Origin of the sequence: Saccharibacillus sp. CPCC 101409 (genome assembly GCF_030518235.1) — a bacterium.
In the GTDB taxonomy this organism is placed as follows: domain Bacteria; phylum Bacillota; class Bacilli; order Paenibacillales; family Paenibacillaceae; genus Saccharibacillus.
This window is the reverse complement of record NZ_JAULSA010000003.1, coordinates 389,645-403,466: the sequence shown is the minus strand read 5'-3', so window position 1 is coordinate 403,466 and position 13,822 is coordinate 389,645. Positions and strand designations below refer to the sequence as shown.

Annotated in this window: 9 protein-coding genes; 2 read left to right on the top strand and 7 right to left on the bottom strand. The window is 59.1% G+C overall.

Annotated features, from left to right (window positions below; genetic code table 11):
• Positions 1-496: 496 nt before the first annotated feature.
• The 7 genes from QWJ34_RS09645 to QWJ34_RS09615 all read right to left on the bottom strand — a co-directional run bounded on the left by QWJ34_RS09645 (position 497) and on the right by QWJ34_RS09615 (position 10,353).
• Positions 497-1,204 (bottom strand): response regulator, encoded by a 708-nt coding sequence (locus QWJ34_RS09645; protein WP_302727309.1) that lies wholly within the window; start codon positions 1,202-1,204, stop codon positions 497-499.
• The gene (gene dcuS / locus QWJ34_RS09640) at positions 1,201-2,850 is read right to left on the bottom strand and encodes a DcuS/MalK family sensor histidine kinase (protein WP_302727308.1); all 1,650 of its coding nucleotides are present in this window, start codon (positions 2,848-2,850) and stop codon (positions 1,201-1,203) included. The genes QWJ34_RS09645 and dcuS overlap by 4 nt, the downstream gene beginning before the upstream one ends.
• A 393-nt stretch (positions 2,851-3,243) precedes the next feature.
• A complete protein-coding gene (locus QWJ34_RS09635; RefSeq protein WP_302727306.1) occupies positions 3,244-4,380 on the bottom strand; it encodes a response regulator in 1,137 nt (378 codons plus the stop codon).
• A 216-nt stretch (positions 4,381-4,596) separates the two neighbouring features.
• Positions 4,597-8,451 carry a DUF8202 domain-containing protein gene (locus QWJ34_RS09630; RefSeq protein ID WP_302727304.1) on the bottom strand — a complete coding sequence of 1,285 codons (3,855 nt, stop codon included), beginning with the start codon at positions 8,449-8,451 and terminating at the stop codon, positions 4,597-4,599.
• A gap of 234 nt (positions 8,452-8,685) precedes the next feature.
• On the bottom strand, positions 8,686-9,468 hold the full coding sequence (locus QWJ34_RS09625; RefSeq protein WP_302727302.1) for an MBL fold metallo-hydrolase: 783 nt from the start codon (positions 9,466-9,468) through the stop codon (positions 8,686-8,688).
• Positions 9,469-9,507: 39 nt separating this feature from the next.
• A complete protein-coding gene (locus tag QWJ34_RS09620; protein ID WP_302727301.1) occupies positions 9,508-10,203 on the bottom strand; it encodes a type II toxin-antitoxin system VapC family toxin in 696 nt (231 codons plus the stop codon).
• A complete protein-coding gene (locus tag QWJ34_RS09615) occupies positions 10,204-10,353 on the bottom strand; it encodes a hypothetical protein (RefSeq protein WP_302727300.1) in 150 nt (49 codons plus the stop codon). It lies immediately after the preceding gene.
• Between the two features lie 263 nt (positions 10,354-10,616).
• On the opposite strand from QWJ34_RS09615, the gene QWJ34_RS09610 reads away from it, so the two are divergent.
• A complete protein-coding gene (locus tag QWJ34_RS09610) occupies positions 10,617-11,492 on the top strand; it encodes an AraC family transcriptional regulator (RefSeq protein ID WP_302727299.1) in 876 nt (291 codons plus the stop codon).
• Positions 11,493-11,741: 249 nt separating this feature from the next.
• Positions 11,742-13,805, top strand: a complete 2,064-nt coding sequence (locus tag QWJ34_RS09605; RefSeq protein ID WP_302727297.1) for a YheC/YheD family protein — start codon at positions 11,742-11,744, stop codon at positions 13,803-13,805.
• The last annotated feature ends 17 nt before the right edge of the window (positions 13,806-13,822 follow it).

The window sequence follows — 13,822 nt, the reverse complement described above, 5'->3', positions numbered from 1 at the left end:
GTAGAGTTCCCGACGGAAAATAGCGACGCAGGTACACTTATTTAGGGCGAAACCCTTCGGTTTCTTCAAATAGCGACGCAGGCGCAGCTATTCGGGAGCCAAAAGCCGAATCGGGGCGAAAAAACTCGAAATAGATGTATCAGCGCCGTTATTTCCTCGAAAGCGTGAGATTAAGCCGGAATAAGGGCCTATACGCAGCTATTTCGATTTTTCTTGCCCTCTGCTTTATTTCTCCAGCCTTTTCCCCGAACTTTCATTCCAATCGAACCTAACTCGTACTTTGACCGCATTCAATTTAAGGTTTGCGTCCATCGGAAACACGCACGGTTCAAGTGCGATTCCAACGGAGACTTCGTACACGGGTCAGGTACGAATCTCAGACGAGCATAACCTTACATTCATCTGTGACAAAGTACTAATTGGGTTTACATCAAATCGTTTCTCGACAATCCAAGGCTTCCGCTCGTTCGGCGAAAGCCCTGGCTGTTCTATCCGTTCAGACGTAAGCCGCGATAATCGTGCGCCCGCCCGGCAGGACGCGGTAGCGCTGCACCGGCCGGCCGATGGTGCCGTACATCTGGTCCATCTCCAGCACGTTCATCTCCGTCAGGCCGGCGAGATACTTGCCGGCCGAGACGCGCGAGACGCCGGTCGCGGCCGCGATCTCCTCGCTGGAGAACGAATCGCCCGGCAGCGATTCGATCGCGTTCCAGACCGCGCGCAGCGTCTGCTTCGTGAAGCCTTTCGGCAGCGGCTCGCCGCGGGCCGGCTCGGCGGTCCGCCTCGTCAGCGCGTCCAGCTCGGCCTGGCCGAGATTCGAGCGTTCGCGCAGCAGCAGGTGCCGCTCCCGGTAAGCGCCGAGCGCGCCTTTGAATCGGCCGAATTCGAACGGCTTGATGAGATAATCGACGACGCCGTTTTGCAGCGCCCGCTGGATGCTGCCTTTGTCGCTGGCGGCCGAGATCACGATCGCGTCGATCGGTAGGGAGCGGCGGCGGATCTCCGCCAGCAGTTCCAGGCCGTTCTCTTCTTTCATGTACAAATCGAGCAGAATCAAGCCGAACGATTCTTCTTCCAGCTTCTTCAGCGCTTCTTCGGGCGATTCGGCCCAGCCGCCGAATTCAAACCCTTCCACCCGTTCCAGATAGAACCGGTTCATCTCCGCCACCATCGGATCGTCTTCGACAATCAATACCCGGATCATCCGCTCACCCCATTTTTCGTAAAGTACGGCAGTTCCACCACAAAGCAGGTGCCTTCGCCCGCTTCGCTCTCCCAGGACACCGAGCCTCCGAGGCGTTCCGCGCTGCGGCGAACCAGGTACAAGCCGACGCCGCGGTCGCCGCCTTTGGTCGAACAGCCCTGCTCGTACATGCACGCCGCGACTTCCCCGGAGATACCGGTGCCGTTGTCGCGCACCCCGATCTCAAGCGAGCTTTTCGCGTACACGAACCCGATCTCGATTTCTTTGCCGGTATCTTCCGGCCTCGGCGCTTCCATCGCGTTCTGGAGCAGATTGCCGACAATCGTCACCAGTTCCCTGGATACGGCCGGCTCCGCCGCTTCCGGCAGTACGCCGTCTTCGCGCACCGTGAGCCGGATCCCGGCTTCGCGCATCAGGCTGAGCTTGCCGAGCAGGAAGCCGGCCATCACCGGGTCTTTGACCTGGGTCGCCACCGCGCCCGCTTCGATCTGCAGGCTCGGCACGGCTTCCTGCAAATACTCTTCCAGCCGGTCGTAGCGCTTCATATGCGTCAGCCCCATGATAATATGCAGCTTGTTCATGAACTCGTGCGTCTGCGCCCGCAGCGCGTCCGCATACAGCGAAATGCCCGACAAGCGCTCCATCAGCAGCGCGATCTCGGTCTTGTCGCGGAACGTGGCGAACGCGCCTTCCACCCGTCCTTCGATCCTCACCGGCACGACGTTGACCAGCAGCGCCGTCCCCCCGCGCTCCACCTCCAGATTGTAGACCGGCTCGCCGCTCGCCAGTACCCGTTCCAGCCGCAGCAGGGAACGGAAATCGGATTCCGCCGGATCGGCTGCCGGTTCCCGCGCCTCCGGTTTGCTGCCGCCCGGCGCGGCTTCCGGCCGCCGTTCTTCGCCGATCAGCCGCTTCGCTTCGGCGTTGATGAGAGTGATCCGCAGCTCTTTATCGACGGCGAGTATGCCTTCCTTCGCCGATTGGAGCATGGCGCTGCGCTCTTCCAGCAGCCGGGCGATCTCGTCCGGCTCCATGCCGAACATCATGCGTTTGAGCCTGCGGCCCAGCAGCACCGCGCCGAAGATGCCGAGCAGCCCGCCGAGCAGGATGCCCCAGTAGAGCAGCCACATATTTTGCCCGACCGCCGTTTTTACGCTGCCGAGCGACAGGCCGACGGCCACCGCGCCGACCTGTCCGCCGCCTTCGCCGTAGATCGGCGAGAACGCCCGCATGGACGGGCCCAGCGACCCGGTCGCCGCGGAGATCGATTCCTGTCCGCGCAGCACCGGCGATTCGTCGCCGCCGGAGAAATGCTTGCCGATCAACGTCGGATCGGGATGCGAGAGCCGAATCCCGTTCATGTCGATCACGACGACGAACTGGATATTGTTCGCCCGGCGCACTTCCTCCGCGTAAGCCTGCACCGCCGCGCGGTCTCCGCCGGCCTCCAGTCCTTTCTGCACCGTCTCGGTATGCGCGACGGTGCGGGCGATGCCGACCGCCCGCTGCTCCAGGCCTTCGCGCGTATGCTTCGAGATTTCGATGCTGATCATGGTGTACAGCGCGAGCAGCGCAAGCGCCACGACCGAAAGCACCATGAGCGTAATCGTGGTTTGAAACCGCATTCTATAACGGCCGATCTTCACCGGTATCCCTCCGTTTTTGCATAGTTGTTAGGCATTATAACCGATTCGCCCGGTAAACACGAGGAACCCGCTCACAGGAGAGAGCGGGTTTGCGGGTGATCGGGAAAGTCCAGCAAGAACAAAAAGGCCGGGGAGCGCCGGGGGAATTTCGTTCCGATCGCGTGTTGAAACCAGAAAGTTTGATTGGATTTTCAGGGTATCTTCCCGGTTTCAAAGGCGACCACTACCGTTTCTCCACGATATTCCCCCTCTGCCTAAATCGCCTTTTTCTCAGGCTGTAGACCTTTCCACACATCCTAACGACCCGCTCGCCGAAATGAGCGGGTCGTTCGTTTTTACGGCGCGAATCGTTTATGTAGTTGTAGTGGGGTCAGAGTGTCGTCTGCGCCGATTCTAGCGTGCTTTGCGCCAGCGTCTGTACCAGCGGATAATATCCGCGCCGATCTTCGCGTCCATATCGGCGTAAAGTTTGGATTCCAGCAGGCGGTACTGTTCTTCCACCGCCGTTTTGTCGCCGATCTCGGCGTAGATGCGCATCAGGTTGAAGTAGCTCTGCTCGCTCAACGGACATAATTTCTGCACCTGCTGATTGACTTTCTCGGCAGAATCGAAGCGGCGGCGCTTGACGTAAAAGTCGTTCAGATTCTGCGCGTGCCTCAGCCAGAGCCGGCGAAGACGTTCGCGTTCGTTCTCGGCCCACAGATAGTCGTGGTCCGCCAGATAGTCGCCGGCGTAGCCGCTCAGCGTTTCTTCATGCTCGCTTTCCGAAGACGGATCGAGCGGGGGCAGCGACGTCAGCCGCTCTTCCCAATCTTCCGCGTCCACCCGGATATCGCCGAGTTCCAGGCGGTAGCCGGCGCCCGGGCCGCCTTTGGCGATCGCGACGTTCAGCCCCGCCGCTTTCATCGTGCCCCGGATCGCGTAGATCGTGTTGTAGAGCTGGGCCGCGGCCCGTTCGAGATCGTATTCCGGCCACAGCAGATCGAACAGCACGTCGCGCCCGACCACCCGGCTGCGGTTGTGCAGCAGGTAGGCGAACAGCTCCTGCGCTTTCGACGTTCTCCATTTCAGAAACTCCGGTTCCCGACCGGGCTCCTGCATTCTCAGATGCTGAAAACAAACCAGCTTCGGCTGCTCGCTGATACTCTGATCGTACTTCCGCCGGGCGTCCAGACGCTTTTTGACATATTTCATCGTGCTTCGCAGCCGCTCCCGGTTGACCGGCTTGACGATGTAGTCCAGCGGATGGACCTCGTAAGCTTCGACCGCATAACGATCGTAGCCCGTGACGAACACGATCTCGATCGGACGACCGAGCCGGTGAATCCGCCTGGCCAGTTCCAGCCCGTCCGTCTCGGGCAGGCGGATATCCAGAAACACGACATCCGGCTCCAGCGTATCGACCGCTTCCATCACTTCCCGCGCATCGTTCAGCATCCCCACCACCTGCACATCGACAGGCTCGCGTTCCAGCATACTTTTTAACCGCAGCAGCGCCAACTTTTCATCGTCGACCAGTAACGCTTTCATGACCGTTGCCTACCTCTCTATCCCCTGAATCTGATTCATGACGTCCACTTCCCCGTCCAATTTCGAGCATACCAAGAACGCATCTACAAAAAATATACAATTTGAATAATCCTGCCCGGCCGGAAGGCGGCGCGCTTATAACAAAGAACCTTTCCCCGCCGCGGCGGCGAGAAAAGGTTCTTTCGCAGTAGACTTACAGGGAGCCTAAATTCCGGTTCAGTTCCCGGAAATCCAGTCTTCCCCGCCGCCGCTGCGGTCGGTGTAGACGTGCCCGGTCGCGGCTTCCAGCAGGTCGCCGTACGCCCAGTGGCCGGCCGGCACGTCTTTCCACGACGCAGCCGGCGATCCGTGCAGCGGACCGCGTTCGAACAGCCGGTTCAGGATCGTCACCGCTTCGGCGCGGGTGAGCTGCCCCTGCGGACGGAACGTGCCGTCCGGATAGCCGCTCATCACGCCCTGCGCCTGCACCGCCGCGATCGCGCCCGCGGACCAGCCTGCCGCCGGCACGTCCGGGAACAAACCGGAAGCGTCGCTTTCGCTCAGACGCAGATAGTTAAAGGCGATCGTCGCCATCTCTTCGCGCGTGATCGCGCCCTCCGGCTTGAACGTCCCGCCGGTGTAGCCTTGCATCCAGCCGGCTTCGCTGACCTGACGGATCTCGTCGGACGCCCAGTGGTTCTTCGCCACATCCGCAAACGAAGCCGGCGACAGCGCGCCCAGTTCGCCCAGACGAACCAGCATCGCCGCCATCTCGGCGCGCGTTACGCTCCGGTCGGGACGCAGCGTGCCGTCGGTGTAGCCTTGCAGGTAAGCCTTATGACTGCCCTGCTCGGCGTCCAGCGACACGATCGTAAACGTGCTGAACTTCGAGATGCCGAAGCGCAGGCCGAGTTTATTCGCAGCCGCCGCCGGGCTGTCGATCGTCTCGACCGCGCCGCGCACCACTTCTTTCGTGCCGTCGCTGTGCTCGATATAGACGCCGAGGTTTTGCAGGAACGTTTCGCGCGCCTGCGCATCCGCCGGCAGTTTGGCGCCGTCCAGCGGCAGCACCAGCGTCACCGGACGGCTCGACAGATTGGTCTCGATCGTCATCGGGCGGGACACCACCTCCGCCGCTTTACTGCCGCTCAGTTCGCGCACCACCCGTTCGGTCTGCGCGCGCTGCTCCACGCTCTCGCGCTCCTGCGCATTCTTCACCGGAACGAGGCGGAAGTAAAAGCTGCTGTCCCAGCCTTCCAGCGAAGAAGCCGGCAGGACGACCAGTCCGTTCGGATTGTGGATCTCCAGGTCCATCTTGTTGGCTTTGAGCAGATTCACCGTTTCCAGCGGCACATCCACGTTGACCCGGCTGACCGCGTCGGCCTCGTCCGGGATAAGAATGCGCGCGACGGGATCGTTTTTGGCCAGCGCTTTATCGATCGCTTCCCGCGCTTTTGCCGGCGTAAACGTTACCCGGTCGCTCAGCGTGCCGTCGGTGTCGGTAGTGCGCTGAAGCTCCACCTTCGTGATGTCCCGAAGGTCTTCCGCGCCCGATGCGACGTCGACCGCGATGATCTGCGTAGTCGGGCCGTTCGGCTGAGGAGTTACGGCAGCCGGCGGGTTGGAAATGCCGGGATTGCCCGGTTCCGGCTGCGTCGGCGGATTGTTGGTGATCGGCGTCAGGTTGGCGCGCGCCGTATTCAGCTTGTCCAGAGCCGCGTCCACCTGGGCCTGCGTCGCTTTCGGATCGTTAAGAACGCTGCGCGCTTCTGCTCGCGCGGTCTCCAGAGCCGTCCAGCTTGAAGATGTGTAGCGCGACGGATTCAAGTTCTCCGCGTCGATCCGGTCGGCGCGGTTCTTCAGCGCGGCTTTGTCGGCGGCAACGGTAAATATTCTCGTCCGGGTCGCCGTCTGGCCGTCTTTGGCCGCGGTGACTTTGAGCGTATACACGCCCGGCGGCAGATCGCCGACCGGCGTAAATGTCCAACTGCCGCCCGCGTCCACCCGAGCCGTTCCCGAACCTTCCGGCAGCGGCCGGCCCTGCGCGTCCAGCAGTTCCACCGTGACGTCCGAGCCGGATTCGACCGTTCCTTCGAACGAAAGATTCGTTCCCGGCACGGATGCTCCCGATCCCGGCCGCGTGATTTGCAGCGAAGCGCCCAGGCCGCTTTGCGCGGTTTCTTCAAAGCTTGCGACCGGTCTTCCGTTCGTGCCTTTGAGGCTGCCGGCCGCTCCGTCGTAAGCGATGCCCGCTTCGTCGATACCGGATAGATCCAGCTCTTCCGGCAGCGTTACGATCACTTTCGTCGCATCACCGGGATCGACGGCGATCGTCAGGTTCTCGACAGGGACGTTTTGTCCGCCTACGGTAACGGTAAAGCCCGCAGGAGCATCGCCGCCGAACGTTACGGGACGATCCAGCGTAACCACGATCCGGCTGCCCAGCGGCGTTTTCTCCAGCACCGCTTTTTCGAACCCGACTTCCGCAAGTTTAAGCGCTTCGTAAGCGTCGCTCAGATTGTGCAGCGCCGCATCGATCTGCGCCTGCGAGGCATTCGGATTGCTCAGCGCCGCCGCGGCGGCGTCCCGCGCGTTTTGAAGCTCCGTCCAGCTCTCCGAAGTATAATTTTCCTCCTTCAACGCTCCGTTTGCGACTGCCGTATCGATCTCGCCGCTCAACGCGCTCAGGTCCGTTTTGTCGACGTGCGCAAACGTGAAAAAGCTGCCGTCCGGCAGATCGGCGCTGTTCAGCGTGACCCGTCCGTCGCCGTCAAGCGGAATCAGCCGCGGTTCGCTCAAGTCCTCGCTGCCGCCGATTACCAGGTAATACTGCTCCGGTTCGGCCGCGGCGCGCTGGGCGATATCCGGCTTTAACGTGATGTTTTGGTGGGACCAGTTTGCGGTCGCCTCTACTTTGTGCATGCGCTCCATGCGCTTGAGCACCGAGGTTCCTTGGGCATCCGTGTAGCCGACGCTCAGATCGTAGCCGCCGCCGAGTCCGTTGTCGCTGAACGTATAGAAAGACCGGTCTTGCGGGATACTTACCGGATTGGCGGCGTTGAATTCCGCAATCGCGCTGCCCAGCGCCAACGTGACCAGGGAATCGGCTCCCTGCGACTTGGATTGTTTTTGCAGCAGGCTTCCATAGTCGTCGCGCCCGATACCGGTGATGCGGCTGCCGAATTCCTCGTTATCTGCGGCCGCCCATACTTTCGAAGCGCCGTCGCTGGAGATATAGTCGGTCGGATCGCCGTTATCGGCCGTAAGAGTAATCCCGTATTTCAAAGCCAGGTAGCTTTGTACCTGCTTGCGTTGCGGTTGAGTCAATTCGCTATCGAAAATAATCAATTCTCCCACCGACCCGTTGAGGGGCTCGCCAAGATTGTTCGGTATGCTGGATACATAGGAACCGATAGCGACGGGCGTCGGATGAGGAGCAAAAGAAGCTTTTGGCGCCGCCCCGGCACGACCGTTATTCCAGCCCAATCCCGCCGCCGCCGAAACTCCAAAGAGGTTGAAATTCCCCGCCGGATCAAGAGGTCCTCCATTTATCGCGCTTCCTACCCTGGACCCCGCGTCGCTGAACTGGGTCCCGGTTTCTCCCGTCGGAGTCCCTCTGAACAACGAGCGAATAGCCGGATTGGAAGCCGTGGAAAAGTAAGGCCCGGCGACCGTGCCGCCCGCACCCTTTTTGCGTACAGCCGCAAAAGCTTCGTTCGTCGCATACACGCCGGAGTCTTCCGTCGGTCTAAGCACGCTCGACAACTGGCCGGGAAATACCACTGCCGGATTGAAGTTTGCTTCGCCGGCATGAACGGCAGTCGAATTCGTTCCCAGATCCTCGAAAATATTGATTCCCGTTTGATCTGCCCAATTCTTGAATTCACCGTTTTCAACTTGGACTCCCGCATCGGCCCGCAGCCATAGCTTTAAGTGGGCAGGGTCCACTCCGCCCGGCGAAGGATTGCCAGGTCCCGCTTCCGCGTCTGCCTGCCTTTCCCCGATTCCCGCGAAACCGCCAAAAACCAGCGTCGCCGCCAACAGCATTTTAAGCGGTTTCTTTACATTCGTCCCGCTTTTTCTTTTTACCAACTTCATCCTGCCTCCTTATTGACCCGAATTGCCTGTTTTCGTCAAATATCCCGCGTATAAACAGGCTTTTTCGAGCATAGCAGGAGCGCCTCTACAAAAAATATACAGGGCGGAGCCGGAATCTCGGCTTCCGTATTGCGCTCCCCGGCGCCGTCCGGAAACATAAAAAAGACGGAGGATCTTCCCTCCGCCTTTGTCGTTATCCGCTTCTTTTTATCCGATTCCGTTCCGACTCTAAAATTGCACGCTGAACCCTTCGAACCGGTGAATCCCCGTCCCGAACTTCGCCAGCCCCCGGTCCCGCAGGGTTCCGGCCGCTTCGCGCGCACGTTCCAGGATGGCGGCGTCCAGACCCAGCGTATTGTGCGAACCGTAGACGCGGCTTACGTTCGGGATATCCGCGATTTTTTCCCACGAAGCGATCAGGTCCTGCGGGCTCGTCGACGGGTAGAACGCGTAGATCGGCGTCTCGCCGTACAGCAGGTCGCCCGTAAACAGAAAGCCTTCCCGTTCGTCGAAAAAGCTCAGATGTCCCGGCGAGTGGCCCGGCGTATGGTAAACCGAAAGCGTGCGGCCGCCGAGATCGAGCGCGTCGCCGTCGGCAAGAACGCCCGCCGGTTTGCCCCGAAAAGGCGTATACGCGTGCGGATTGAAGCCGGGCGGAATCGGACGGGTGATGTCCCTGCCGATATCGCGCCGAATCTGTTCGATGCTCAGTCCGGTAATGCCGTTTTCCAGCCAGTCCCGATCCAGCTCGTGCACATAGATGCGCTCGAACCGCCCATGGCCGCCGATATGGTCGGTATGAACGTGCGTGGTCACGACGTCGATCGGCAGAGCGGTCAGCCTGTCGGTGACGCGCTTGATATTGTCGATGCCGAGGCCGGTGTCGATCAGGATCGCCTTTTGCCCGCCCAGCAGCAGAAACGAATGAACTTTCTCCCAATGTCCGTACTCGCTGATCGCAAACGTCGAATCCCCGATCGGCTGTACGGTAAACCAACTGTCCTGAAGCATGAAGCAAACCCCTCTCGTCAGGAGTAGATACTTTAGAGCTTAAGGGAATTTTCTATCAAAAACTTCCTGCCCTAAATTTTCGAGCAAATCTTCTTTAAGATCTAATTTCTCCAACATACCGCGGGTATCGTAACTTTCGTTCTTTTTGTCTGTTCTGAGCACTTCAACTTTAGAGTTATTGCCCATGTCTTTGTCATTGGATACGAGGTAGAGACACTGAATGTTTAAAGCCGACGCTACGATCATAGCATCGGCGGACGCCAGAGGATCATGGATCATAATATCCATCGCATCTTCTACAACCCCGTCCGTGCACTCGAACAGAACAAAATACGAAATGAGAGGACGAACCAAGCTAATCGCTCGTTGACTATATTGCTTAAGCTTTTCCGGTTCTTTTTTGATAACTTGTTCTACCCAAGAACGTCTTAGAAGAAAAGCCTGCTTTTTAAGTTTTGTATTATCCGCGTCAGGATGAATATTTTTGTAATTTGTGACCTCGTCATCGATATATAACAAACGCGACAACGTATTGATTAACTCGACAATAACGGTTTCGGAAGTACAAAGCGCAGCTTCTTTCTTAATTAGATAAGTCAGAAACAAAAAGCAGGGAAGGTGCTGTCCGTCTTGCTCATAGAGATAAGAAACCAGGATATTTGTATCTACAAAAAAAGCATCTGTACCTGAGACCGGCACAATGCTTTCTCCAAAATCTATTGTCGATGTCGTCATTTATTTCCCTCTAACTTCACGACAAATTCCTTGAGCATCGATCACATTTTTAGTTTTAACAGACCCGGCGGCTTGGATCATTGCACGCTTGGCTTCAGGTGTTATTTGTTTTTTCTTTTCTGCAATTTTAGCTAAAGCTGTTGGAGACATGGTATTTACCTCCTACTGAAATATAATATTTTGGGATAGACAACTAATTTCAAAATGTAGATGCTACTAATCTTAGATTACCACAAGTTCAGACAACTTTATATAACTTTGAACAATCAAGTGTGTCCGAGATGCTGAAATTCACTAAGCGCAATAAGATCCACTTCTACTTCAAGCGTATTATCCGTCCGAACCGGCGCGGGAAATATCGGGCGGAGCGGCGGCGATTCCCGGTATGCTGATGCAGAGAAGGAGGACTTGCGATGGATATGCTGAAAAATATGAACGACGCCATGGCCGAGATCGAGCGCCGGTTGGGCGAAGAGATCGACCTCGGACGGATCGCCCGGATCGCGTGCTGCTCGGAGCATCATTTTCGGCGGATGTTTTCGTTTCTGGCCGGCGTGACGCTTCCCGAGTACATCCGCCGGCGCAGGCTGACGCTGGCCGCGATGGAGCTGCACAGCGGCGAAAGCCGCATTCTCGACCTCGCGCTCAAATACGGATACGGTTCGCCGGATTCGTTCGCCCGCGCGTTTCGCGAGCTGCACGGCATTATGCCGTCGGCGGCGCGCGGGAGCGGCGTGACGCTCAAAGCCTATCCTCCCCTGACCTTCCGGCTCACTATCGAAGGAGGCGATCCTATGCAGTATCGCATTGTGGAGAAAGAAGCTTTTCGCATTGTCGGCATCATGAAAAGAGTGCCGATCGTGTTCGCCGGGCCCAACCCGGACATCGAAGCCATGTGGCGCGGCCTGGACGAAGAGCGAATCCGCGAACTCGCGGAACTGTCCGACACGGAGCCGGGCGGCATCGTCAGCGCATCGGCCAATTTCTCCGAAGGGCGAATGGAGGAAAAAGGCGGGCTGGATCACTATATCGGCGCCGCGACGACGCGGGAGGCCCCGGACGGCCCGGCTTCGCTCGACGTAGCGGCGGGAAGCTGGGCGGTGTTCGAGACGGTCGGCGGTTTCCCGGAGACGACGCAGTCGACCTGGGGCCGCATTTATTCCGAATGGCTCCCCTCCGCCGATTACGAAGTCGCGGAAGGGCCGGAGATTCTGTGGACCGAGCGCAGAGATCCGAAGCTGCCGGACTACCGGAGCGAGATCTGGATTCCGGTGCGGCGAAAAGGCTGAACGGCGAAGCGGGCGGCTCTGTCCGGGCGTTTCCACTCCGGAGCGCCGCCCGTTCTCGATTCTTTTTTCGATTCGTTTTTGCAAACCCGCCGCCTTTTGCCGGCGGGTGATTTTTTTGTGGTTTTATTGCAATATCTATCCATAATTACATTCAAAAATCCGACATATTCAGTATAAAAGCCGCTGTATGTCCGTTCTTTCGACGCATTCAACGAAAGTTCGGGGCTAAAAAGGAGGATTTCGGGCATTATGCTGCTCGGCGTATATCACCGTACAGACCCGCTCGAAGCCATCGGACGGGAACGCATTCAAGCCATGATCGAAGAAGCTCGGCGTCAGGATATGGCAATCTGCTTTTTCGATGCGGAAGGCATCGACCTGCAGCGCGGAACGGTCACCGCGCTGCACCCGCACGAAGACCAGTTTCACCGGCGCGAAACGCCGTATCCGGACATCGTGCTCAACGAATGGCCCGAACTGGCCGCGGGGCGTCCCCAGCAGGAGAAAGAGCTGCGCAAACTCGTGCCGTTCGTCGTGCACCTGATCGGCGGCAAGAAAACGATCTACGACCACCTGCGCGCCGAATTCGGCGAACTGCTGCTGCCGACGGAAAGACTCGATTCGTCCGCGCAGGCCGTCGAAGCGCTGGAGCGCTGCGGCGATATCGTCGTCAAACCGAGCGGCGGCCGGCGCGGCGAAGGCATCCTGCGCGTCCGGGCGGAAGGCGAAGGGTATCGGCTCGACGGGAGCGACGGCGAATCGCGGCTGCTCTCCCGCGAAGAGCTGGACCTGCGGATAAACGAAATCGCGGCGCGGGAAGAACTTTATCTCGTGCAGGCGTATCGGCCGGTGCTGACCCCGGCCGGCGAACCGCTCGACTTCCGCGTGCATGTGCAGCGCGACGAGCACGGCGAATTCCGCGTCACCCGCACCTACGCGCGCGCCGGACGCCCGGGGGCCGTCACCAGCAATCTCAGCGGCGGCGGGCGCAGCCCGGATCTTGAGCAAACGCTCATCGCCATGTACGGAGAAGACCGGGCCGGCGCCATGCGCGAGAAGCTGGAAACCACCGCGCTGAAGCTGGCGGAAGCCGTCAACCGGCCGTATTCCTTTCTTATTAACGAACTGGGGATCGACCTGCTGATGAACGAAAAAGGCGAGCTGCATTTCCTGGAGGCCAACACCGCTCCGGAAACGCGCGACCACGAGGCGCTTCGCGTCGTTCGGCTGCTCGGCTTCTGCCGGCATATGGACGATGTGCGGCGCGGGCGAATCCGGTCGCGGCGGTCGATCGGGCTGCTGATTCTGGAAAAGGACGAAGAGTTCCGGCTGTACGACGCGCTCGCGTTCGCCAGCGCCGCCCACGAAGCGGACTTTTTCTACTTCCGCGCTTCCGACGCCGCTTTTGCTTCGCCGCTGATCAAAGCGCTCGTATTTCGCGGCGGCGGCTGGGAAGCGCAGTACCGGCGTCCGCCGGATGTGGTATACGACCGGCTGAAAGAGCGGGGACTTCAGCGGTCGGAGAAAGCCTACCTCAGGCTCGAAGGCATTCCCAATACGCATTCCCGCCTCGCCGGCAGCTTCAGCAAGCTCAAAGCTTACGAGATGCTGAGCGGCGACCCCGACGTCGATCTGCACCTGATCCCTTACGCGGCGCTCGACTCGGCGGAGAGCGCGCTGGAATTTATCGACCGGCACGGACAAAGCGTCATCAAGCCCAGCGGCGGGACCAAAGGCTCGGCAATTGTCGTCGTGCGCAAAGAAGGCCGCAAATACCGCGTGGACGATCCGCTGTACAGCCATCTGCTGCCGGCGGCGCAGCTGACCGATCTGCTGCGCGGACTGGCGCAAAGCAAGGATATGGTGCTGCAAAAGTTTATCGACAGCGTAACGCCGGACAATCTGCCGTTTCATATCCGGGTTCACCTGGCGAGAAACGCCGAAGGCGAGCTGCGCATTATCGGCCATATGCCGTATATCTCGACGCAGCAGCGGCACAAAGTCGTCAACCATCATTCCAATTTGCGGGCGTATACGCAGTGGCAGTGGTTTACCGCGCATCAGTTTCCCGGACGCGAAGCGGACATGCAGGCGAAGATCGAACGCGCCGCTTATACGATCGCGAATCGGATCGAAGAACGGATGGAGCATCGTCTCTGGGAGATCGGCCTCGATCTGGGCATCGAACAAGACGACTCTATCTGGCTGTACGAAGCCAATATGAACAAAGTCGGCGTCATTACGCGGGAGCTGGAACTGGCCAAGGTCATCGTCCCTTCCTGCATCCGTTTAATGGGAACGGTTTCTCCATAATCTTGACAACCAGGAGC